The sequence below is a fragment of the Sediminimonas sp. genome (genome assembly GCF_024637375.1).
Lineage (GTDB): Bacteria > Pseudomonadota > Alphaproteobacteria > Rhodobacterales > Rhodobacteraceae > Sediminimonas.
Window position 1 is genome coordinate 70,304 of the sequence record NZ_JAGXFK010000042.1, and the last position, 22,840, is coordinate 93,143.

Sequence of the window (22,840 nt, forward strand, 5' to 3'; positions counted from 1 at the left end):
CATGACCGCCCATCGCCCCGCCAAACCCGAACTTCGCATCGCTCAGCTTGTCCCCAACATGATGACGGTGGCGGCGATCTGCGCCGGGCTGACCGCGATCCGCTTCGCGGCGCAGGGCAATTTCAAGCTGGCGGTGCAGTTGATTCTGCTGGCCGCCATCCTCGACGGTCTCGACGGTCGCGTGGCGCGCCTTCTCAAAAGCGAAAGCCCGATGGGGGCCGAACTGGACTCGCTGGCCGATTTCCTCAATTTCGGTGTCGCGACCGGGCTGCTGGTGCATTTCTGGGCCTTCTCCGAGGCACAGAACCTGGGCTGGATCGCCGTGGTCGTTTTCGCGCTGTGCTGCGTTCTGCGGTTGGCGCGGTTCAACGTCGCCAACAAGGCCGAGGCGCCGACACTGCCACATTTCACCGGTGTGCCAGCCCCGGCGGGGGCGTTTCTGGCGCTTCTGCCAGTGTTCGGCTCGCTGGGGTTGGCAGGCGGCGCGCCGCTGCCCGCGACACTGGTGGGCGGCTGGATGATCGCGGTGGGGTTCCTGATGGTCAGCCGCATTCCCACGCTGTCGCCCAAGTCGCTGAAAATCAGGCGCGGGCAGGTGCGCTATGCCTACCTGGGCTTCATCTGTTTCCTGGGGGCGCTGATCAGCTTTCCCTGGATCACCCTGATGACGGCGGGCGTGGCCTACATCATCTCGGTGTTATGGACGGCGCGCAAAATGCAGCCATCGGACGAAAACGAACAGGACATCTGACATGGACTTGAACGCCGTCAAATCATCTTATGCACGCTGGGCGCCGGTCTATGACAAGACCTTCGGTGCCATCACCGAGGCCGGCCGCCGCCGTGCGGTGGCCCATATCAACAAGCGCGGCGGCAAGGTGCTGGAGGTCGGCATCGGCACCGGCCTGTCGTTGGAACAATACGATCCGGGCATCGAGGTCACGGGCATAGATTTCAGCGACGAGATGCTCGCCAAGGCGCGCCGCCGGGTCGAACGCGGCAACCTGGCCAACGTCGTCGACCTGCGCCAGATGGACGCGCGCGAGTTGGACTTCCCCGATGCCAGCTTCGACACCGTCGCCGCGATGCATATCGTTTCGGTGGTGCCCGAGCCCGAACGGGTCATGGCCGAGATGGCCCGCGTGTGCAAACCCGGCGGCCAGATCGTGATCACCAACCATTTCGCACGCGAACGCGGCGTGATGGCGGGGATCGAACGCCTGATGGCCCCGTTCGAGAAAACGCTGGGCTGGCATTCGGATTTTCCCCTCGCCCGCGTGACCGGCGAGCCGAACCTGCACATCGTCAGCCGCAAGCCGCTGCCGCCGCTGGGGATGATGACCTTCCTGGTGATGGAAAAGGACGCGGCGGCCTGAACGCGGCGGTCCCGGCTCAACCCGCCCCGCGCAGCCGCGCCTGGTAGTCGTGCGCGCGCCAGTCGGCGCGGGCCTGCCACTGCTCCCAGGGCTGGCGCCGCGCCAGGTCGGCGCTGATTTCGACCTCGTCGAAACCCGTGCGCCGGGCCATCGCGTATTGGTCGGCAATCACATGCCCGGCGGCTCGCAGACGCCCCCCGTAGCCCATCATGCGCAACCGCCGCGCCAGCGTGAACCCGCGACCATCCGAAAACGCCGGAAACGCGATGCGGATGATCTCGACCCCGTCGAGACGCCCCGCAAGCGCGGTCACATCGGCCTCCGGCCCCAGGTCCAGCGCCGTTGCGCCGGGGGTGTCGGCAGGCTGGAACGCGCCGGACAGGTCGTCGGCGGCGAAACCGGTATCGGTGACGATCACGTTCATCTGATGCTCCTCGTTGCGGTCGGTCGCAGAAGGCGTTGGCGGCAACGGCCCGCGCACCATTTTGCCATCGACGAAATGGATGCCGCATTCGTCCTTGTCCTGGCCGCGCCAACGCCCCGCGCGCGGGTCTTCGCCCGGGGCGACGCGGCTGGTACACGGCGCACATCCGATCGACGGATAGCCCCGCGCCACCAGCGGGTGCCGGGGCAGGCGGTTGTTGACCATATATTCCTGCACATCATCGGGGCGCCAATGCGCCAGCGGGTTGACCTTGATGCGTTGGTCGCCCTCGTTCTCGAAGAAATCCAGGCGCGAGCGGGTCTGCCCTTGGAACCGCTTGCGCCCGGTGATCCAGGCGTCGAACGGCGCCAGCGCGCGTTCCAGCGGCTCGGTCTTGCGCAGCGCGCAGCAGGCGTCGGTGTCGGTCTTGTGCAGCAACCTGTCAGGGTCGTGCGCGGCCAGCGCCTCGGGCCGGGCGCGGATCGTGCGCACATCGCTCAGGCCCAGAGACGCGGCCACCTCGGTCTGGTAGGCCAGCGTTTCGGCAAACAGCATCTGCGTGTCGATGAACAGCACCGGCGTGGCGCGGTCGATGACCGATATCATGTGCAGCAGCACCACCGATTCCGCCCCGAAGGACGACACCAGCGCGACGCGCCCCACCTCCGGGTCGCTGATCGCGCGACGCAGCACCGCGATGGCGGCGTGATTGCGATAGCGCGCGTTCAGCGCCGCGACGCGCGCCGCGACCGGCCCTGCAGTGGGGGTTTCATGCCGCATCGCGCCGCCCCCTTGCCTGCTCGGGGTAAAGCGCATCCTTGAACGGCGCCTCGCCCAGCCGCCGGAACGCTTGCAGGAACGTCTCGTCCGGGCTGTCGCGCAGATCGAGATAGGACAGCACCAGCCGCTCTACCGCCGGCACGATCTCGTCGGCGGAAAAGCCCGGCCCGGCGCGCTTGCCGATGACCGTATCCTCGGTGCCGTCGCCGCCCAGCGTGATCTGGTAGTTTTCCACGCCCGCGCGGTCGAGGCCCAGTATGCCGATATGGCCCACATGGTGGTGCCCGCAGGCGTTGATGCAGCCTGATATCTTGATCTTGAGCGACCCGATTTCGTGTTCCAGCTTGAGCGCGTCGAAGCGCGTGGCGATCTGTTGCGCGACAGGGATCGACCGCGCCGTCGCCAGCGAGCAGTAATCCATACCCGGGCAGGCGATGATATCCGACACCAGCCCGACGTTGGCGGTGGCCAGCCCGGCCGCCTTCAGCGCGTCATGCACAGCCGGCAGATCGGCACGGTGCACATGCGGCACGATAACGTTCTGCTCGTGGCTGATGCGCAGTTCGTCATGGCCATACCGTTGGGCCAGATCGGCCATCACGCGCATCTGGTCGGCGGTCGCATCGCCCGGCGTGGCGCCGTGCGGCTTGAGCGATATGGTTACGATGGCATGATCGGGGTCGGCATGCGCGGCCAGGTTGGTATCGGCCCAAGCGCGAAATACCGGGTCGGCGCGGCGTGCCTTCCAATAGGGCGCACAATCCGTCCGGGCCAGTTCGGGGCGCGCGAACTGTGCCTTGATGTTCTCCAGCAGGTCGTGATCATCGCCGCTGAACTGGGCACGCCGCTCGGCGAACGCCTCGTCCACAAGTGCGCGGATGGTGGCGATGCCGTGTTCATGCACGGCAATCTTGAGGCGCGCCTTGTACTTGTTGTCCCGTCGTCCCAACAGGTTGTAGACGCTCAGGATCGCCTCGACATAGGGCAGCAGGTCACGCTCGGGAATGAACGCGGCCAGTTCCTGCGCAACCATCGGCGTGCGGCCCAGGCCGCCGCCCACATAGACGCGAAAGCCTAGCGCGCCGGCATCGTCGCGGCGCAGTTCCAGCCCGATATCGTGCGAGCGGATCACCGCGCGGTCATTCGGTGCGCCGGTCACCCCGATCTTGAACTTGCGCGGCAGGAACTGGAACTCCGGGTGGTCGGTGGACCACTGCCGCAGCAGTTCGGCATAGGGGCGCGGGTCGGCCACCTCGTCGGCGCTCGCGCCGGCGAAATGGTCGGCGGTGACGTTGCGCACGGTGTTGCCGCTGGTCTGGATGGCATGCATCCCCACATCGGCCAGCGCCTCAAGGATATCGGGCACGTCACGCAGCGTCGGCCAGTTGAACTGGATGTTCTGGCGGGTGGTGAAATGGCCATAGCCCTTGTCCCACCGCTCGGCGATCATCGCCAGTTGCCGCATCTGGCGGCTGCTCAGCGTGCCATAAGGGATCGCCACGCGCAGCATGTAGGCGTGCAGTTGCAGGTAGAGCCCGTTCATCAGGCGCAGCGGGCGGAACTCCTCTTCGCTCAAGGATCCGTCGAGCCGCCGCTCGACCTGGGCGCGGAACTGAGCCACGCGCTCGCGCACATAGGCGCGGTCGAAATCGGTATAGCTATACATCCGAAAGCTCCGTCTGCTTGCCATGCGGGTAGTTCGACGGCCCGCGGGCGCGGAACGCCTCGCGAAAATGCGCCGGTTCCGGCCCGTTCGGGCCGGGGCGCACCTCGGCCAGGTAGGCGCCGACCACCGCGTGCGCCTGGCGCTCGGCGTCCAGAAGGCGCAGTTGCGCGTGCGCCTCGTCCTCGATCACCTCGGCTTCGTGCAGGGCGCGCGACCAGCGGTCATCGGCAGTCAGGTAGATCACGTCGCCCTCGACCAGCGCGTTGGCGGTGACGACCTTTGGTGTGAACGGCTTGCTCATGACGCTTCCTCTTGAACAGCGGGGGTCTGGCGTGCCGACGGCGTCGCCCGGCGTGGGGCCAGGCCGTAGTAGGTCAGCACCGGGCCGGCAAAGGCCGCGCGGTGCATCGTGTCGGCCATGTCGCCCAGCCGCGCGGCAACGATGCGCTGATCGGGGCGCGACGCGTTCTCGATCAGGGTCACGGGCGTGTCGGGCGCTGCGCCATGCATCATCAGCCGCCCCTGGATGAACCGAGCCGAGCGTTTGCCCATGTAGATCGCCGCCACCTCGCCCCCGCGGGCCAGCGCGCGCCAGTCATGGTCGGCAAAGCCGCGCATGTCGTGCCCGGTCAGAAACCGGATTGACGAATTGCGCCCGCGTTTCGTCTGGCTCTGCCCGATCGCGGCGGCCCCGGCCGAGGCGGCGGTGATCCCCGGCACGATGTGCCACGCCACGCCCGCCGCGTTGCAGGCGGCGATTTCCTCGTCGAGGCGGCCGAACACCGTCGGGTCACCCGATTTCAGGCGCACCACCCGCCGGCCGCGCCGTGCATGCGCGCGTACCATGCGGTTGATCTCGTCCTGACTGACGGCGGCGCCGAAGCCTTGCTTGCCGGCGGCGATCCGTGTCGCGCGGCGCGGGCACAACGCCAGCACCCCATCACCGACCAGCCGGTCGTGGATCACCACATCGGCTTGCCCGATCGCGCGCACGGCCGCCACCGTCAGCAGGTCGGGGTCACCGGGGCCGGCCCCGACAAAGGTGACTTGCCCCGCCCCCGCAGCGGCGGGGGCGGCGGTTGACGCGGGCCGCAGCCAGTTGAAAAGGCGCAGGATCGAAGGCATCGGACTCTCCATGAACACGCCCTCAATATGGGATATTTTCCCATGAAATGGCCAGATATCCGAGCAAATAAGAAGATCGTTCAGGGCAGCGACGACGTAAAGACGACGAAATTCCGCCCGCGCCGTTCATGCCGGGCAAACCATCCGCACGATTTGCGCGCGCCGGAACACCGGCGCCGGCCTAGGCACGAAAAAGGGCCCGCAGCGTCATACCACGGGCCCCAAGATCGGCTTGAATGAAGGCGATGGCGCTGTCAGTTGACGGTCTTCGCCTCGACCATGTCGCGCTCTTCCATCGGGCCGGCGGAAACCTTGATGCGGCGCGGCTTCAGCGCCTCGGGCACTTCGCGGACAAGGTCGATATGCAGCATGCCGTCGGCATGGTGTGCGCCGGTGACCTGCACGTGATCGGCGAGATGGAATCGCCGCTCGAAAGCGCGCGTGGCAATGCCGCGATGCAGGAAGGTGCGCTCCTTGTCCTCGTCGGCCTTGCGCGCCGTCACGATCAGCGCATTTTCCTTGACCTCGACGTTCAGGTCATCGACCGAAAAGCCCGCCACCGCGATGGAAATGCGATAGGAATTCTCGTCGGTCTTCTCGATGTTGTAGGGTGGGTAGCCCGATTGATCGACATCGCTGGCAAAGACGCGATCCATCAGGTCCGCGATCTGGTCGAATCCGACAGAGGCGCGGTAAAGTGGGGCAAGATCAAAGTGATGCATTGGTCATCCTCCTGTTGAGCGATACCTTACATTCGGCCTTCCCTGCCATGGGACAGGCCACGCGACCCGGGCCCGTTGCGGCACCCGGCCAGCGGAAATCTGGGAAATCCGCCGCACGATTTCAAGACCCTTACGGCCTTATGAACTTGGCGCCGCCCGCCGTGCCGTCGCGGCCGGCTCCGCCCTCTGCCGCATCGTCGCCGGCGCGCAGGAAATGCCGCCGTTGCGCGCCGAGCTGACCACGCAGCAGCTCCAGGCCGGCGCCCAGGTCGCTGCCCAGCGCAACCTTGTTGCTGCCCAGATCGGCCTTGGCCGACACCACCGAAACGATCCTCGCGCGCCCATCGCGAAACGAAAATACCGGCGCTCCAGAGGCGCCGAAATCCACGTCGCAAGACATCACCAGAACACCCGTTTCGCGCCACATGATGCTGCAAACCTGTTCCAGCGACGGCACCTCGGCGCGCCCCTTGGCATAGGAAACAACGCCGACGCGCGCGCCGGGGCGCGGTGCGGCATCGGTTTCGAACGGCGTGATCCGCGTCGTGTGCAGCGGCCGTGACAGCTCCAGCAACGCCAGGTCGTGACGCACCCGTGCCATCGCGACACGGTCGTCATAGGCATACTCCGGGTGCATCACGACGCGGCGAATGTTGCGATACGCCTCGGCCCGGCCATTGCGCCAACCGGCGCGAAACTCGATCTGGTCGATGCCGATGCGCGCGCCGGTCGTCTTGTCAAAAAGACAATGCGCCGCGGTCAGCACCTGGTCGGGCGCGATCAGCGCGCCGGTGCAGAACCCCACGCCGGCGATCTCCAGGCGGCCCACCGCCTCCCACCCGCGCGAGTCGTTGCCCGTCTCCAACCGTTTCAGCGCCGGCTCCTGCGCGCGGATCGCCGAGGCCAGCAGAAAGGCGAGTATGGCAATCAGGTAGATGCGTATCATCGTGCCCTCTGATGCTTGATCCCCGACGGTATACCGGGGGAATCGGGCACCATTTTGGCCGTCATGCAGCATCGCGGTGGCCGCTTCGCGGCGATGCTGGAACGTGTTGCGCCAAATCACACTCACCCCGCCGGGGCCGCTTGCGCCCGCATGCCCTGTGCTTGCGATCAGAGAAACCCGAACAGCAGAAACCCGCCCTAAAGAGGGTCTGCGCGCATCGCTTCGGGCTTCGGCCCGCCGGTGGCCCAGTCCAGCAGTTCGACGGTGTGCACCACCGGCACCTCGGTGCCGGAGCCGATCTGCATCATGCAACCGATATTGCCGGTCGCGATCACCTCGGGCGATTTCGCCTCGAGCGTGCGCAGCTTGCGATCCTTGAGTTGCTTTGAAATCGCCGGCTGCATCAGGTTGTAGGTGCCCGCCGAGCCACAACACAGGTGGCTGTCGGCGGGCTCGACCACGGTAAACCCGGCGCGTTTCAGCAGATCCTTGGGCGCGGTCTTGACCTGCTGCCCGTGCTGGAGCGAACACGCCGCGTGATAGGCCACCTTCATGCCGGGCGCACCGCCCTCCGGCAGGTCCAGCTGCGCCAGCAGCTCGCTCACGTCCATGGCGATAGCGCTCACGCGCGCCGCGTCATCGGCCAGCGCCTCGTGCCGGAACATGTGACCGTAGTCCTTGACCGTGGTGCCACAACCCGAGGTGTTGATGACGATGGCGTCCAGCCCCTCGCCATCCATTTCGCCCGCCCAGGCGCGGATGTTGCGCGCCGCCGTCGCGTGGCTCTCGTCGGTCTTGCCCATATGGTGGGTCAGCGCCCCGCAACACCCCGCGCCGCGCGCCACCACCACGTCGCAGCCAAGCCGCGTCAGCAGCCGGATCGTGGCATCGTTGATATCGGTGTTGAGCGCCCTCTGCGCACAGCCGGTCATCAGCGCCACGCGGAGCTTGCGCCGCGCGCCCTTGGCGGCAAATGTCTGTGGGTCGTCGTTGCGGCTGACCGGCGGAATGCGCCTCGGCGCCATCTCGAGCATCGCACGCAGACGCGCATCGGGCATCAGCCGCGCGAAGGGCCGGCCCAGCTTGGCGCCCAGCAGCGCCAGCCGAAAGCGGCCCGGATATGGCAGGATGCGCGCCAGCGTCCAGCGCAGCATCCGGTCGAAAAGCGGGCGGCGGTAGGTCCGCTCGATATGGTCGCGGGCATGATCGACCAGGTGCATGTAGTGCACGCCCGAAGGGCAGGTCGACATGCAGGCCAGGCAACTGAGGCAGCGGTCGATATGAGTGACCGTGCGCGCGTCCGGCGCGCGGCCATTTTCCAGCATGTCCTTGATCAGGTAGATGCGCCCGCGCGGACTGTCCAGCTCGTCGCCCAGAACCTGGTAGGTGGGGCATGTTGCGGTGCAAAACCCGCAATGGACGCAGGACCGCAGAATCTGGTTGGATCGCGCAATCGCGGGGTCGCTGAGCTGCTCTTCGGTGAATTCCGTCTTCATGAGGCCGCCCCCTGCCCCATGAGGCCGGGGTTGAGAAGACCGCGCGGGTCGAACCGGCGCCTCAGCCCCTCCTGCAACGCGGCCACGGGCGGCGCCAGCGGCTGGAACGCGCCGCCGGCGCGGCTGCCCCGGATCAGCGTCGCGTGTCCGCCATGCCCGGCCACGGCCTGCCGGATGGTGTCAGCTTGCCTGCCTTGCGGGACCAGCAGCCAGATCAACCCGCCGCCCCAGTCATAGATCGCCTCGGCGCCCTCTATCCGGGCCACGATCCCGGGCGCGTCGGTGGGCTTCACCGACAGTCGCCAGACATCGCCGGAGCGGTCGTGGAACGGGGCGACATCGCGGATATCGCGCCAACAGGCGGCGGTGCGCGCCGGGTCGGTCTCGACGCCGAATTCGCCGTGATGCGCCAGAAGCGCTTGCAACTCTCCCGCCCGGTAGGCGACCGATGACTCCGATCCTTCCAGCCGAATCATCGTCACCGGGCCGCCACCCGTTCCACGCTGCAGATGCGCCGCGCCCGTCACTTCGAAGGGCGAGCCCAACGCGCGACAGAGCGCAGCCACCGCCTCCTCGTCCGTCAGCCCCTCGCAGAGCAGCACCGCGGTGGCCTGCGTCGCCGGCATCACTTTGAGCGCCAGTTCCGTAAGCACCCCCAGCGTTCCGTAGCTGCCCGCCATCAGCTTGACCAGGTCATAGCCGGTGACATTCTTCATCACCCGCCCGCCGTTGCGGATGACCTCGCCCCGCCCGTCGACGAAGCGCACGCCCAGCAGGAAATCCCGCGCCCCGCCGCCCTGGATACGCCTTGGCCCCGAGACGTTGGCGGCGAAGACCCCGCCGATCGTGGGCTCGCCCACCGTGCCCAGGAGGCCGCGATGATCCATCGGCTCAAAAGCCAGCCGCTGCCCGGCTTGCGCAAGCGCCGCCTCGACCTGCGCAAGCGGCGTGCCGGCCTTCGCCACCATGGTCAGCGCACCCGGCTCGTAAAGCTCGATGCCCGACAGCCCCGTGGTGCTCAGCGGCGCGCCGTTCACGGGCACGCCGATGGGGCGCGTGCCGCCGCCCTGAATGCGCAACGGCTCGTCGGCCGTGCGCACAATCTCGGCCAGCTCGGCCTCGCTCTCGGGTTTCAATGTCTTCATCTTTCCAGAAATACTCCGGGGGTGAGGCCGCAGGCCGAGGGGGCAGCGCCCCCTTACTCCGCCGCCATGCGTCGCGACGCCGAGGCGTCCAGCGGGAAAACCTTTGCCGGGTTGAGCAGCCAGCCTGGGTCGAACACGTCCTTGACCGCCATCTGCGCCTCAAGGTCCGCTGGCGTGAACTGGTGCCCCATCAGGTCGCGCTTCTCGACCCCGACACCGTGCTCGCCGGTCAGGCAGCCGCCCACCTCGACGCAAAGCCGAAGGATATCGGCGCCCAGCGCCTCGGCGGTTTCGAGCTGCCCGGCATTGGCGTCGAAAAGAATCAGCGGATGCATGTTCCCGTCGCCGGCATGAAAGACATTGGCCACCGACAACCCATAGTCGCGGCCCAACTCGCCGATACGCTTGAGAACATGGGGCAACTCGCCGACCGGAATCGTGCCGTCGAGGCAGATATAGTCGCCCAACTGCCCCACGGCACCGAAGGCCGACTTGCGCCCCAGCCAGATGCGCGCGCTTTCCTCGGCAGAGCGGCTTTCGCGCATCTCGACCGGGTCGTGGCGCTGCGCGATCGCGGTAATACGCGACAGTTGCTCGTCGATCTCGGCCTCGCTGCCCTCGACCTCGACGATCAGCAACGCCTCGCAATCGGGGTATCCGGCGCCGGCAAAAGCCTCGGTCGCGCGGATGCAGGGGCGGTCCATGAACTCGATCGCCACCGGCAACACACCGGCCCGGATGATATCCGATACGCAGGCGCCGGCCACCTCGCTGGAATCGAAGGCCAACAGAACCGGGCGCGCGCCCTCGGGCTTGGGCAGGATGCGCAGGCATGCCTCGGTCACCACGCCAAGCTGACCTTCCGAGCCGCACACCAGCCCCAGCAGGTCAAGCCCCGCGGCGTCGGCGTGGGCGCCGCCCAACTCCACCACCGTGCCGTCCATCAGCACCATGGTCACGCCCAGCAGGTTGTTGGTGGTTACACCGTATTTCAGGCAATGCGCGCCACCGGAATTCATCGCGATGTTGCCCGCAATGGCACAGGCCAACTGGCTTGACGGGTCGGGCGCGTAGAAGAACCCGTCTTCCTCGACCGCACCGCTGACGGCAAGGTTGGTGCGCCCCGCCTGCACCCGGATGAAGCGGTTGCCGGGGTCGCTTTCAAGAACCTCGGTCATCCGCGCCACGCCGATGACCACGCAATCCGCCGTCGGCAGCGCCCCGCCGGCCAACGAGGTGCCGGCACCGCGCGGCACCACCGGCACACCCATGTCGCTGCATATGCGCAGCACGTCCGATACCTCCTGCGTCGAGGTGGGCAACACCACGGCCATGGGCGGACATGTGTAGGCGGTCAGCGCGTCGCATTCGTAGACCCGCGTTTCGGCCGGGTCATGGATTACCGCGTCGGGCGGCACGACGGCCTGCAAACGGCTGACGAGCGCCTCTTTCCGGGCTAAAACCTCCGGCCGCACGTCGGGCATATCCATGAAAACACCTTTCCACTTATTGGTAAGAAATCATAACCAATTTGCGCAAAATGGCAAGCCTTGATCCGCCGCCATCACACGCGGATGTGAACTGCGTCGACGGCGGCGAGCCGCTACACTGCGTCCATGTCCCGCTTGCCGCCTCTGCTGTCGCTTTGCCTTGCCGCCGCCCCGGCACTGGCAGACTCGCCCGTGATCGAACACATCACAGCCGAGCGGGGCGACATCGGCTGGCGCATCTCGGTCACGCTCAGCCACCCCGATACCGGCTGGGATCACTACGCCGATGGCTGGGAGGTGCTTGACGCGCAGGGCAACCGGATCGGCCTTCGCACGCTGCACCATCCCCATGTTTCGGAACAGCCCTTCACCCGCTCGCTGACCGGCGTGATGGTGCCCGAGGGGGCGCATCGCATCTCCGTCAGGGCGCGCTGCTCGGTTGACGGGTGGGCCGGCGACAGCGTCGCCGTCGCGCTTGAACGCTAGGCACCGCCACCTGCCGCCGGCACCGTGTGCCAGCCGTGCGCTCAACGCCGCCCCTCGCGCAGCCAACCGGCCAGCACCAGGCCCGCCGCCAGTGCCAGGACCAGCCACCCCGGCAACAGGGCCACCCGCGTGATCGACAGCGTCTCGTAGGCGTTGCGCGGGGTCAGGCCGATCCAGCCGCGCCCGGCCGCCGGCCGTCCGGCGCGTACCTCGCGGATGCGCGGCAGGCCATCGGCCAGCGCCATCACGCCGCCGCGCTTTGGTGCGATCACCGGGGCCAGCACCTCGCCGGTGGCGATGGTCGCCTCGAATTCGCGCGGGGCGGCCGGGCCGAGTCCCACCACCGCTTCCAGCGCGCCCTCGCGCAGACGGTAAAGCCCCATCTGCGGGCCGGTGTAGCGCGCCTCGAAGCGACCGGGCGCGACCTCTTCCAGCGGCAATTCAATCTGCTCGCCGTCGGGTCGGGTGACGGTGACCGCGCCCACATCTTCATCCAGGCTGCGGCGGATGATGCGCATCTTCTGTCCGGTCGCTTCGGCCCACAGCGCCTCTTCCTCCAACTCGGGTTCCTTCATCATCCAGTGCGCCAACCGCCGCAGCAGTTCGAGTTGCGGCCCACCCCCTTCGAAACCACGATCCCACAACCACGCCTGATCCGAGGCCAGCAGCGCGATCCGCCCTTCGCCGACGCGGTCGAGCATCAGCAGCGGCCGCTCGTCGGCGCCCGACATCAGTACCCGGCCGCGTTCCGGGGTCACGTCGATCTGGCGCATCCACCGGCCCCACTCGCCCGGCCCGGCGGCGGCCGCGTCCTCCAGCCCGGCGGTAACCGGGTGGCGGCGGCCCACATCGGTGATCGCGGGCCTGAACCCCCGCTCGATGACGCGGGCGGTGGGGCGGCCGGGGATGATCTTGCCCAGGGGCGAGCGGTAGATCGAATCGGCGCTGGCAAAGTCTGCCCCCGCCGCGACCAGCACCGCGCCGCCGCCCTCGACATAGCCGCGCACGTTTTCAAGGTAGAGCCCGGGCAGGATACCGCGCCGCTTGTAGCGGTCGAAGATGATCAGGTCGAAATCGTCGATCTTTTCCAGGAACAGCTCGCGCGTCGGAAACGCGATCAGCGACAGCTCGGACACCGGCACGCCATCCTGTTTCATCGGCGGGCGCAGGATGGTGAAATGCACCAAATCGACGGAGGAGTCGGATTTCAGCAGGTTGCGCCAGGTGCGCCCGCCGGGGTGTGGCTCGCCCGACACCAGCAGCACCCGCAGCCGGTCGCGCACGCCGTTGATCTGCACCAGTGCGGCGTTGTTGCGTTCGGTCAGTTCGCCCTCGGCCTCGGGCACCGAAAAGCGGATCACGTTGCGCCCGCCATGCGGCAGGGTAACCGGCAACTCGATCTTGCGCCCGATCGGCACCTCGAAGCGCTGCGCGTCGGCCCCGTCGAGCGCGATGTCGAGCCGCGCGGTCGTCGCCCCCTCAGGTGCGGCGCCCATGTCCTCGACCCGCAGCGTCAGCGTCACCGGCTCGCCGAGGATGGCGAAGGCCGGCGCGCCCTCAACGACCAGACGGCGGTCCCAGTCGCCGGGCCGCCCGGTATGCAACAGGTGCAGCGGCGCCGGCAGGTTCGGGGCGCGATCCATGTCATGCACACGCCCGTCGCTCAGCGCGATTATCCCCGCGACACGCCCGCGCGGCACCTCGGCCAGTTCGTCGGCCAACGCCTGCATCATCAGCGTGCCGGTGTCCCCGTCGCCCTGCCCGTCGGGCTGCACGTCGTCCAGCTCGATCCGGCGCAGTTCGGTGTTCGGGCGCGCCGCGATGGCCGCGGACAGCGCCGCCGCCGCCGCCTCGGTGCGCGCGGCGCGCCCGGCCAGTTGCTGGCTGGCGCTTCGGTCCTCGATCATCAGCACGATGTCGGACAGCGGCGCACGATCCTCCCGCTGGTAGGAGGGCCCCGATAGCGCCGCGATCAGTACCGCGCCGCCAAGCGCCCGCAGCGCCCAGCCCGCCAGCCCCCGCCACAGCGCCAGCGCACCGCCCAGCACCACCGCCGCGGCCAGCACGGACAGCGCCCACCAGGGCAGCAGCGGGTCGAACACGATCTGCCCGGTCATTGGCCCAGCCTTTCCAGCAGCGCCGGCACGTGCACCTGATCGGATTTGTAGTTGCCGGTCAGCACATGCATGATCAGATTGACCCCGAAGCGAAAGGCGATTTCGCGCTGACGCTCGCCGGTGCCGCCGCGCCCGACGGGGTAAAGCGCGTTGCCGCGCGCGTCCATCGCCCAGGCCGCGGCCCAGTCATTGCCGCCGATCACCACCGGGGTGACGCCGTCGTTGAGGTTGCGAAACGGCATGCCCTCGATCTTTTCGGCATCGGGCGGCGCCGCCTCGACCCAAACGTCGCCACCGGCATACCGGCCGGGGAAATCCTGCAACAAATAGAAGGTGCGGGTCAGAACGTGGTCGTCGGGCACCGGCTCCAGCGGCGGAATATCCAGCGGTGCGGCGATCTGTTGCAGCTTGCGGCCATTGGGGCTGGCGCTGCCATAACCGGCGATGTCGGCATCGCGGGTGTCGAACAGAATCATCCCGCCGGCGCGCAGGTAGCGGTTGAGCTTGGCATAGGCCGCGTCCGAGGGCATCGGCTGTTCCGGCGTGATCGGCCAGTAGAGAAACGGAAAGAACGCCAGCTCGTCGCGTTCCAGGTCAACGGCCATCGGCGCCGCAGGTTCGACCGATGTGCGCAAGCTCAGCGTCCGCGACAGGCCGCGCAGCCCGGCCTGCGCGATGTCATTCACCCGCGCGTTGCCGGTGACGACATGCGCCAGCACCACCTCGCCCGTCGCCGCCAGCGCGAAGGCGTCAGCGTCGTCGGGCGCCTGCCCCTGGCCCTGCGCCAGCCTCGGCACCGGCACCGCCGCCAAGGCAAGGCCCAGCACCAGGGTTCCGGCCACCGCGCGCAGCGGCACCAGCCGCCCCGACACCGCCAGTGAGGCCAGCACATCCACCAGCATCAGCGCGACGGCCAGCGCCAGAAGGTAGCCGCCAAGTGGCACCTCGGGGCGGGCCTGCATGCCCGCGACGGGAATGCGTGCCGGCCACACCGCCGGGGCAAGCGGTGTCTGTGCATCCGCCACGTGGCGCGCGATCATGCGTTCGCCGCTGCGGTAGATCCCGGGGCGCAACTCGGGGCCCAGGGGCGCATCGAGCAGCGCCTCGCCCGGCACGCCGGGCAAAGTGCCGGCGTCCTCCAGCCGGCCCATGCCATCCAGCACGCGCTGCGGCTGCCATGTCTGGCCTGCCATCGCCCCGGCCTCGGGGCGGTCTGTCAACGACGCCGCCGAGAGCCTCTCGAGCATCCGCACGAACAGCCCCGACAGCGGCAGGCTAGACCATTCCGCGTTGGCGGTGACGTGCATCAACACCACCTGCCCCGCGCCCAGGCGTTTCCGGGTGACCAGCGGCGTGCCGTCCTCCAGCCGCGCGATCACCCGCTCGGCCAGCGTCGGGTCGGGCTGCGCCAGCACCTGCGCGCTGACGGTGACATCGTCGGACGGTGTCAGCCCGGCAAAGGGGCCGTCCTCGGGGAACGGCGCCAGCGACTTGGGCGCCCCCCAGCTCATGGCACCGCCAACGCTGCGCCCGCCGGCGCGCAGGCGCACCGGCATCAGGGTGTCTTCGTTGTGTCGGCCCAGGTCGCTGGCCGCCAGCCGCGGCCCGGCAAAGCGAAGCAGCAGGCCACCGCCGCGGGTCCACTCCTCCAGCGCCGCGCGCTCGGCCGGCGCCAGCTTGCCGACGTCGGCCAGGATCACCACGTCGGGGTTGGCCGGTAGCAGATCGGTCAGGGCGCCTTCCAGAAGCTCCGCCGTGGGCGCCAGCGCCTGCCGCAGGTAATGCAGCGGCGACAGCAGCTCCAGCCCCTCGCGGTTGTCGGCGCCCGCGATCAGGGCGATCTCGCGGCGGCGCAGCGTGTCGTCGCCCAGCACCACCGCGCCGGCGCTGCGCACACCGTCGATGCGAAACCGGGTGATACGCGCGCGCAACTCGGGCGGCAGGGTCAGGGCGCCGCGTGCCTCGGTGCCGCCGGCTTCGAGCTCCAGCGTCCGGCGGGCCAGGACACGCTCCACCCCGGCCGGGTCGAGCCCGTGCGCGACAACCGTGACCTCGCGTGCTGGTCCGGCGCCGGCGCGGCGCACGACCAGGTCCACCGCCTGCCCGTCGAAGGCCGGCGGCAGCAGCGCCATCACCGGCCGATCGCTTTCGTACACCCGCACCGGGCCGTGCCGTTCCAGCGCCGCAAGCAGCCGCGCGCGCTCCTCGCGCGCCAGGCCGTCCGACATCCACAGGGTTTCGAAAGGCCCCTCGGGCAGGGCCGCGATTGCCGCGTCGGCCATCGTGCTTGTCGGCTGCCAGGGTTGCGGCGCCAGCCCGTCGAGGCGCGCGCGCCAGCCCATCGCGGCGCGGAACTCGGGGCGTTCCGGCGTCGTCAGCCGCAAAGCCGCCACCGGTCGGGCGTCCCGCCCCGCCTCGGCCAGCACCCGGTCGAGCACCGCGCGCCACGCCGGCCAGTCGGCGGCGCCCGGCCAGCCGCCATCCAGCACCACCAGCAGCGGCATGTCGGGCGCGGGGCGCTTCGGCTCGGGGTTCAGCACCGGGCCCGCCAGCCCGATGATCATCGCCGCCACCGCCAGCATCCGCAGCAGCAACAGCCACCACGGCGTGCGGTCGCTCACGCTCTCACTATCGCGCAGCCCCATGAGCAGCGCCACGCCGGGAAACCGTCGCCGCACCGGCGCCGGCGGCACCGCGCGCAGGATCAGCCACAACAGCGGCAGCGCCGCCAGTACCGCCAGCAGCCAGGGCGTGGTGAAGGCCAGACCGGGGATCATCGCGTGCCCCCGCCATCGACCGCGCGCCACAGCCACGACAGCGCCGACACCGCGCTGTCATCGGTATGATGGCACAGGTATTGCCAGCCGGTCAGCCGCGCCAGCCCGTCCAGCGCCGCCTTGCGTTCGCGCAACCGCTCAAGATAGCGCGGCCTGAGCGCATCGGCCTTTAGCGTTTCGTGCGACAGGCTGCCGCCGATGCTCTGAAACCGGGTGCGGCCGCGAAAGGGAAACGCCTCTTCGGCGGGGTCGAGCACCTGCACCAACACCCCGCGCACGCCCTTGTCGGCGGCCGCCGTCAGCGCCTCTTGCAGCGGTGCGAAGTCGCCCATGAAATCCGACAGCATCACCGCCTGCCCGTGCGCCACCATGCCGGCCGCGGCGGGCAGGCCGTAATCGCCCGGTTCGTCGTGCTCCAATGCCTGCGCGATGCGCGTCACCTGCGCCCGGCCGCGGCGCGGCGCCGGCCCGTCGCCCAGCAGGCCGACACGTTCGCCGCCGCGGTCCAGCAAAATCGCCGTCGCCAACGCCAGAAGGCGCGCGCGCACGTCCTTGGACGGCAGGGCATCGGCGCTGGCGAACCGCATCGACGCGGCCCGATCCACCCACATCATCACCGTCTGCGCCACCTGCCATTCGTGCTGGCGCACAAACCGCGTGTCGCCGCGCGCCGACCGGCGCCAATCGACATCACGCGCACTGTCGCCTTGTTGCAACGGGCGGTATTGCCAGAAATCGGCGCCCATCCCGGCGCGACGGCGGCCGTGCTCGCCCATCGTGACGATGCCGGCCAGTTGATCGGCCCGCGCCAGCAGCGGCGGCAACGGCGCGGCAAGCAGTTCGGCCCGCGCCCTGAGAGATGCCGCCTGACCCGTCAAGCGGCCGCCTCGGCGCCGGTCACGCTGTCGCAGGTCTCGGCGATCAGCGCCGCCAGGTCCTCGCCGCGCGCCCGCGCGCCGAAGCTCAGCGCCATGCGGTGAATTAACACCGGCCGCGCCACCGCGGCGACGTCGGCCACCGATGGCGCCACCCGCCCGCGCAGCATCGCCTCGGCGCGCACCATCAACATCAGCGCCTGCGCCGCGCGCGGCCCCGGCCCCCAGGCCACCGCGTCGCGCACCCGGGGCGCGGCGTCGCCGTCCTCGGGCCTGAGCGCGCGCACCAGATCGAGGATCGCCTCGACCACCGATTCGCCCACCGGCATGCGGCGCAGCAGCCGCTGCGCGGCGATCAGCTCGGCGTCGGTGAACACGGCGTGGGCCTGTGCCTCTTCGATGCCGGTGGTGGCGACCAGGATATCGCGCTCGGTCGCGCGGTCGGGATAGGCCACGTCGATCTGCACCAGGAAGCGGTCAAGCTGCGCCTCGGGCAGCGGATAGGTGCCCTCCTGCTCGATCGGGTTCTGGGTTGCCAGAACGTGAAACGGCGGACCAAGCGGGCGGTCCTGCCCGGCGACGGTGACCTGGCGTTCCTGCATCGCCTGCAACAGCGCCGACTGGGTGCGCGGGCTGGCGCGGTTGATCTCGTCGGCCATCAGAAGCTGGCAGAACACCGGCCCCGGCACGAACCGAAAGGCGCGGCGACCGTCGGCATCGGTGTCCAGAACCTCCGAGCCAAGGATATCGGCCGGCATCAGGTCGGGGGTAAACTGGATTCGATTGCCATCGAGCCCCATCACCGTGGACAGGGTCTCAACCAGCCGCGTCTTGCCCAGCCCCGGCAGGCCCACCAGCAGGCCGTGCCCACCGCACAGCAGCGCCGAAAGCGTCAGGTCGACGACCCGCTCCTGGCCCATGAACCGGCGGGTGATCGAGCCGCGCGCGGCGGCAAGCCGCTCTTCCAGCGCCTCGATCTCGGCAACCGGGTCATCATCATGCGACATGGAAAAGCTCCTGCTCAAACGCTACCTGTGTATGAGTGTATAGCGCGACAAGGAAATGGCAAAAGCAATGAGCGGACAAAAGCACGTGACCCCCAGCGCCGAGGACATCGCCGCCGCCGCCCGCGCCGCACGGGGCCGTGGATTGCCACCGGTGCAGGACTGGAACCCGCCGGAAAGCGGCGATCTGGACATGCGAATCGCGCGCGATGGCACCTGGTACTATCAGGGCACGCCGATCACCCGGCCGGCGCTGGTGCGGCTGTTCTCGACCATCCTGCGCCGCGACGGCGATGACTACTTCCTCGTCACGCCCGTGGAAAAGGCACGCATCACCGTCGATGACGCGCCCTTCGTCGCGGTCGATTTCACCGCCCGCGGGCAGGGGCGCGACCAGGTGCTGACCTTTCATACCAACGTGGGCGACAGCGTGACCGCCGGCCCCGAAGCCCCGATCCGCATGGCGCGCGACCCGGACACCGACGAACCCGTGCCCTATGTCATGGTGCGCGCGGGGCTGGAGGCGCTGATCGACCGCAAGAGCTTTTACCGGCTGGCCGAGATCGGCGCCCACCATGACGGCTGGTTCGGCCTGTGGTCGCAAGGCGCGTTCTTTCCGCTGATCCCGTCACACGAGATGGCCGAGGGGGGCGATTAGGGCGCCTTGTCGCGCAAGGTCTTGTCGCGCACCAGCCCCTCTTGCGCGACATTGGCCACCAGCCGGCCATCGCGGGTAAAGACCCGCCCGCGGCTGAAACCCCGCGCGCCACCCGCCCAGGGGCTGTCCATCGCATAAAGCAGCCACTCGTCGATGCGGAAATCATCGTGAATCCACAGCGCGTGATCAAGGCTGGCGAACTGCATGTCAGGGTCGGTAAACCCGCGCCCGTGCGGCAGCATCGACACGCCCAACAGCCCGAAATCCGACGCGAACGCCAGCGCCGCGCGGTGCAGGCGGGTATCATTGCCGATGGGCGCGCGGACGCGAAACCACAGGTTCTGCACCGGCGCGCGGGCCGACGGGTCGAACGGCGGGCGCAGCACGGTGGGGCGCATCTCGACCGGGCGCGGCATGCGCAGCCATTTCAGGAATGTCTCGGGCAGCTTGTCGGCCAGCCGTTCGCCGAGCTGTTCCTCGCTTTCCAGCGTTTCGGGCGCCGGCACGTCGGGCATGTCGCCCTGGTGGGCAAGCCCCGGCTCGGCCACATGGAACGAGGCCGCAAGGTTCAGGATCGGCTTGCCGTGCTGAATCGCGACCACCCGGCGGGTGGTGAAGCTGCCGCCGTCGCGATCGCGCTCGACCTGGTAGAGAACCGGCTTGGTGGCATCGCCGGGGCGCATGAAATAGCCGTGCAGGGAATGCGCGGGCCGGTCCGCCTCGACGGTTTCGGTGGCCGCCATCAGCGCCTGGCCGATGACCTGCCCGCCGAACGACCGACCGCGGCCGCGCGGCGTGGCGATGCCGCGGTAGAAATCCTCTTCGACCGGCTCGACCGTGAGCACGCGCACCAGCGCCTCGGCCAGGTCGGCATCGGTGGGGGTCGGTGTATCGGTCATCCGCGCGTCCTTTCGCCTTGCCTGCCCGAAAGGACGCCAAAACGCGGCGGATTTCAAGCGCCGCCGGGGCACCCGCGACGCCCCGGCGCGGCACCCGAATCAGCGCACCACGTAGACCGAGCACTCGGCATGGGTGACGACATGGCTGGCGGTGGTGCCCAGCAGGTAGTCCTGGATCTTGGGGTTGGCGGCCTCGATCACGATCAGATCGACATTGCGCTCGTCGGCCAGCTTGACGATCTGGCGATGTACCGCGCCCTTGCGCACCACCACTTCGGTCTCGACGCCCTCGGCCGGGTTGGCCTTGATGAACTTGCGCAACTCTTCGGACCAGTACTTGTCCGAATCGTAGATGTTCAGGTTGCGCTCGATCTCGGGGGCGACGGTGGCAACGATCAGCCTGGCACCGCAGCGCTGCGCGATCTCGACGGCCTCTTGATAGGCATGATGCTCGATCTTGGCGTGGCGCAGGTTGAGGGGGCAGAGGATCAGCTTGATCTGGCGGGACATGGGGCACCTTTCGGGCAATGGATCATGGCAGGATGCATGCGCGTAGCCGATTCGCAAAACCGCCGCGCCGCAGGAACGGCGGCGTAACAACGGAAAGCGGCATTCGACGCCCGTGCCCCCGCCGCCCGCCAGGCAAACGAAGACGCGCTGTCAAGAAGGGTGAGGAGCGGTCGTTCGCTGCTTTCGCGAGCCAGTCATCCCGCAAAGTTGAAAGCCGACATCCAGATGACTTCGAAAGCGGGTTTCGCTCTGCAGCAATTTCCAAGATGTCGAACCCAGCTTCAAGTTCCACTTTTCATAGGCCGCTTCACCCTGTTCATTCTGCGCGGTCCAACCGAGATCAGGACGCGGCGATTGTGCACGGCACCCAAAAGCTGCTGTTCCCGGCGATTGGCTTGCAGGCCATGCTGGACCAACCGCTCCGTCGCTCTCGTCGAGTGGCGTCAACTCTGTTAAACATGCGTTCCAGCATTCACGTCATGCTGAGACTGTCTGGAATTGGTCTTACCGCACCGGATCAGAAGGTCGCCCGTACGATCCGGATCAGTTGCAACGTCTCAAAGGCGCTGTCCTGCAACGTCACCAGTTCGCCATTCACAACGGCATAGTTGTATCCCGGCTCCGCCGTCGGCAGCGAGTAGGTTTGACGCAATTCGTTTTGCGTCAACGCCGCCGTGGGCGCGATACGCAGCCCTGACGGCAGATTTTCGACCCTGCCCAGATCATAGATCCCCAGCAACGATGTGTTATCCTCATCGGTTAGCAGCACCGGTTGACCGTCGATCAATGCATAGCGTCTGCTCGCAGGCGCGGGACGCAGTCCGTAAAGCGATGCGATCTGGCTTGAACTGAGCAACAGATTGTCATCGTCGAGCACGATGTCCGAACCCAGATAGTCGAGACGCTGCTCGAGATAAATTTCGTCAAGTCGGTCGTGGTCATAGGAGACCCATTCGTCATAGGTCACGCCTTTCTTGGCAAGGCCGGGAGGCACGCAGGGCGGATCTTTCTTGGCCAGGCCTGGGGGGCAGTTGCGATAGGTCAGCAGGCGGTCCTCGGGCACGTCGGCAAAGATGGTGTTGGGGCCCAAAAACGCGAGCGGCGTGGCGCCAAGCAGCACGCTCATGTCACGGCCTTCTGGTGCGCGCTCGCGCAAGATCGCGTCAGAGTCGCGCACACGGTCGTCCTTGGACCGCTTGACCTTCGCCTTGATCTTGTCGCGCTTGTTTTTGTCCTTGGCATGCTTGTAGGGCTTGTCGTCTTTCCCAGCGCGCTCGTTGTTTTTCCTCTTCTCATTCCTGGCCTCGCCGTTGCTCTTGTTGTCCTTGATATTGACGATTTGAGCGCCCTGGGATGCTGGCGCGGTCAGCGCGGAAGTCCCGGACCCGGGAAGCGCGACCCGCGCTTCGAGTGTGGGCGCGGTAACGCAGGCAAGGATTGTCGCAAAAGCGAGGGGTGCGTGTCTCATTGTCGGATCTCCATATCAGGATGAAGGATCAGGCGCGCTGCGCTGATCTTATTTCGGTGGGACGGGGTGAACAGTTCATCGTTCCATGCCTTGCGGACGAACAGTTCATGCTTCGCCAAAGGTTAGAACCAACGCCCGCGGCCATACCAACCGCCTCCACCGAGCAAGGCAATGACAAGAACGATGATGAGGATTGTGGTCAAGTCCATGAACTTCTCCATTGGGTGCTTTCGCGGCAATCGCAGCTCGGAATGAGCAATGCATCTCGCACGCTTGGTAGTCCGCTCACATTACGCCCCAGTACGCAGGCCCGCCCTAACCTGGAGCAGCCCCGAAGCCTTCAATTTTCTTCTCCGAAGATGGCTAGTCAGAATGGCGTCTCAACGAAATGCTGTTTGACTTGTGAATGGCAGCACTGCGGAAGCTGCACCGCGGCACAAGTGATTGAGACGAACAACCGCTGTGGGCCGATCCCGCCCCCAACACCTCTCCACCCGGCTTGCCCGGGCGCGGCGGGCCTGCTCTCAGCGGCGGAACGCCACCGGCAGGTTGAACCGGTAACCGCGCACTGACAGGCCCTCGGGCGCGGCGGGCAGGCGGGCGCGGCGCACTGCGGCCACCGCTGCCCCGTCAAGCGCCGCCACCCCGGACGAGGCCATCACCTGCACCGATTGCAACGCCCCGCCCCGACTGACCGAAAGCTGCACCGTGACCGTGCCGCTGCCCCGGGCGCCGCGCGGGTACCGCTTGCCGCGCTCGATGCTGCGCCGGATCTTCGCGCCCCAGCGGGCCAGCGCCGCGCGCCGTGCCGCCGGGTCGCCGGTGCTGACCTCGTCGCGGCCCCGGTCCCCTTGCGCCTGTCTCTTATACACATCT

The 22,840-nt window shown here is 68.0% G+C and carries 21 protein-coding genes and 1 pseudogene; 4 read left to right on the forward strand and 18 right to left on the reverse strand.

Annotation, left to right across the window (positions count from 1 at the left end):
* Nucleotide 1 precedes the first annotated feature (1 nt).
* Nucleotides 2–751 carry a CDP-diacylglycerol--serine O-phosphatidyltransferase gene (pssA, locus tag Q0L89_RS06475; RefSeq protein ID WP_296763332.1) on the forward strand — a complete coding sequence of 250 codons (750 nt, stop codon included), beginning with the start codon at nucleotides 2–4 and terminating at the stop codon, nucleotides 749–751.
* Between the two features lies 1 nt (nucleotide 752).
* Nucleotides 753–1,376: a methyltransferase domain-containing protein gene (locus tag Q0L89_RS06480; protein WP_296763333.1), complete on the forward strand. Its 624-nt coding sequence runs from the start codon at nucleotides 753–755 to the stop codon at nucleotides 1,374–1,376.
* 16 nt (nucleotides 1,377–1,392) lie between these two features.
* On the opposite strand, the gene Q0L89_RS06485 is transcribed toward Q0L89_RS06480, so the two are convergent.
* From Q0L89_RS06485 to Q0L89_RS06530, 10 genes and pseudogenes are all read right to left on the reverse strand, one after another.
* The gene (locus Q0L89_RS06485) at nucleotides 1,393–1,860 is read right to left on the reverse strand and encodes a DUF934 domain-containing protein (RefSeq protein ID WP_366937900.1); all 468 of its coding nucleotides are present in this window, start codon (nucleotides 1,858–1,860) and stop codon (nucleotides 1,393–1,395) included.
* Nucleotides 1,846–2,580 (reverse strand): annotated as a pseudogene (locus Q0L89_RS06490) (phosphoadenylyl-sulfate reductase); the annotation flags it as partial. The gene Q0L89_RS06485 and the pseudogene Q0L89_RS06490, both read right to left, overlap by 15 nt.
* Nucleotides 2,570–4,246: a nitrite/sulfite reductase gene (locus Q0L89_RS06495; RefSeq protein WP_296763334.1), complete on the reverse strand. Its 1,677-nt coding sequence runs from the start codon at nucleotides 4,244–4,246 to the stop codon at nucleotides 2,570–2,572. The pseudogene Q0L89_RS06490 and the gene Q0L89_RS06495, both read right to left, overlap by 11 nt.
* Nucleotides 4,239–4,547 carry a DUF2849 domain-containing protein gene (locus tag Q0L89_RS06500; RefSeq protein ID WP_296763335.1) on the reverse strand — a complete coding sequence of 103 codons (309 nt, stop codon included), beginning with the start codon at nucleotides 4,545–4,547 and terminating at the stop codon, nucleotides 4,239–4,241. The genes Q0L89_RS06495 and Q0L89_RS06500 overlap by 8 nt, the downstream gene beginning before the upstream one ends.
* Nucleotides 4,544–5,383, reverse strand: coding sequence for a uroporphyrinogen-III C-methyltransferase (gene cobA / locus Q0L89_RS06505; RefSeq protein ID WP_366937899.1), 840 nt, complete (start codon nucleotides 5,381–5,383; stop codon nucleotides 4,544–4,546). The genes Q0L89_RS06500 and cobA overlap by 4 nt, the downstream gene beginning before the upstream one ends.
* Before the next feature lie 242 nt (nucleotides 5,384–5,625).
* The gene (locus Q0L89_RS06510; protein ID WP_296763336.1) at nucleotides 5,626–6,093 is read right to left on the reverse strand and encodes an Hsp20 family protein; all 468 of its coding nucleotides are present in this window, start codon (nucleotides 6,091–6,093) and stop codon (nucleotides 5,626–5,628) included.
* A 130-nt stretch (nucleotides 6,094–6,223) separates the two neighbouring features.
* Nucleotides 6,224–7,039 carry a trypsin-like peptidase domain-containing protein gene (locus tag Q0L89_RS06515; protein WP_296763337.1) on the reverse strand — a complete coding sequence of 272 codons (816 nt, stop codon included), beginning with the start codon at nucleotides 7,037–7,039 and terminating at the stop codon, nucleotides 6,224–6,226.
* A gap of 197 nt (nucleotides 7,040–7,236) precedes the next feature.
* The gene (gene glcF, locus Q0L89_RS06520) at nucleotides 7,237–8,535 is read right to left on the reverse strand and encodes a glycolate oxidase subunit GlcF (protein ID WP_296763338.1); all 1,299 of its coding nucleotides are present in this window, start codon (nucleotides 8,533–8,535) and stop codon (nucleotides 7,237–7,239) included.
* Nucleotides 8,532–9,671 carry a glycolate oxidase subunit GlcE gene (glcE, locus tag Q0L89_RS06525; protein WP_296763356.1) on the reverse strand — a complete coding sequence of 380 codons (1,140 nt, stop codon included), beginning with the start codon at nucleotides 9,669–9,671 and terminating at the stop codon, nucleotides 8,532–8,534. Before glcE ends, glcF begins: the two co-directional genes overlap by 4 nt.
* 62 nt (nucleotides 9,672–9,733) lie before the next feature.
* Nucleotides 9,734–11,170, reverse strand: a complete 1,437-nt coding sequence (locus tag Q0L89_RS06530; protein ID WP_296763339.1) for an FAD-linked oxidase C-terminal domain-containing protein — start codon at nucleotides 11,168–11,170, stop codon at nucleotides 9,734–9,736.
* Between the two features lie 126 nt (nucleotides 11,171–11,296).
* On the opposite strand from Q0L89_RS06530, the gene Q0L89_RS06535 reads away from it, so the two are divergent.
* Nucleotides 11,297–11,656 (forward strand): hypothetical protein, encoded by a 360-nt coding sequence (locus Q0L89_RS06535; protein ID WP_296763340.1) that lies wholly within the window; start codon nucleotides 11,297–11,299, stop codon nucleotides 11,654–11,656.
* A gap of 41 nt (nucleotides 11,657–11,697) precedes the next feature.
* Here Q0L89_RS06535 and Q0L89_RS06540 read toward each other — a convergent pair whose 3' ends face one another.
* From Q0L89_RS06540 to Q0L89_RS06555, 4 genes are read right to left on the reverse strand one after another with little or no spacing between them, the layout of a single operon-like run.
* Nucleotides 11,698–13,773: a hypothetical protein gene (locus Q0L89_RS06540; RefSeq protein WP_296763341.1), complete on the reverse strand. Its 2,076-nt coding sequence runs from the start codon at nucleotides 13,771–13,773 to the stop codon at nucleotides 11,698–11,700.
* Entirely contained in the window at nucleotides 13,770–16,550 is a 2,781-nt protein-coding gene (locus Q0L89_RS06545) for a DUF4159 domain-containing protein (protein WP_296763342.1), read from the reverse strand. The genes Q0L89_RS06540 and Q0L89_RS06545 overlap by 4 nt, the downstream gene beginning before the upstream one ends.
* Nucleotides 16,547–17,428 carry a DUF58 domain-containing protein gene (locus Q0L89_RS06550; protein WP_296763343.1) on the reverse strand — a complete coding sequence of 294 codons (882 nt, stop codon included), beginning with the start codon at nucleotides 17,426–17,428 and terminating at the stop codon, nucleotides 16,547–16,549. The genes Q0L89_RS06545 and Q0L89_RS06550 overlap by 4 nt, the downstream gene beginning before the upstream one ends.
* Entirely contained in the window at nucleotides 17,425–18,432 is a 1,008-nt protein-coding gene (locus Q0L89_RS06555; RefSeq protein ID WP_296763344.1) for a MoxR family ATPase, read from the reverse strand. The genes Q0L89_RS06550 and Q0L89_RS06555 overlap by 4 nt, the downstream gene beginning before the upstream one ends.
* Nucleotides 18,433–18,499: 67 nt before the next feature.
* Between Q0L89_RS06555 and Q0L89_RS06560 the strand changes: the two genes are divergently transcribed.
* Complete coding sequence (locus Q0L89_RS06560; protein WP_296763345.1) at nucleotides 18,500–19,087, forward strand: DUF1285 domain-containing protein; 588 nt, start codon at nucleotides 18,500–18,502, stop codon at nucleotides 19,085–19,087.
* Here Q0L89_RS06560 and Q0L89_RS06565 read toward each other — a convergent pair.
* From Q0L89_RS06565 to Q0L89_RS06580, 4 genes are all read right to left on the reverse strand, one after another.
* Nucleotides 19,084–19,986: an acyl-CoA thioesterase II gene (locus Q0L89_RS06565; RefSeq protein WP_296763346.1), complete on the reverse strand. Its 903-nt coding sequence runs from the start codon at nucleotides 19,984–19,986 to the stop codon at nucleotides 19,084–19,086. The genes Q0L89_RS06560 and Q0L89_RS06565 overlap by 4 nt on opposite strands.
* A 99-nt stretch (nucleotides 19,987–20,085) precedes the next feature.
* On the reverse strand, nucleotides 20,086–20,496 hold the full coding sequence (locus Q0L89_RS06570) for a universal stress protein (RefSeq protein WP_296763347.1): 411 nt from the start codon (nucleotides 20,494–20,496) through the stop codon (nucleotides 20,086–20,088).
* A 517-nt stretch (nucleotides 20,497–21,013) separates the two neighbouring features.
* Entirely contained in the window at nucleotides 21,014–21,964 is a 951-nt protein-coding gene (locus Q0L89_RS06575) for a transketolase (RefSeq protein ID WP_296763348.1), read from the reverse strand.
* A 524-nt stretch (nucleotides 21,965–22,488) separates the two neighbouring features.
* Nucleotides 22,489–22,840 (reverse strand): TonB family protein (locus Q0L89_RS06580; RefSeq protein ID WP_296763349.1); only part of this gene is annotated, 352 nt, incomplete at its 5' end.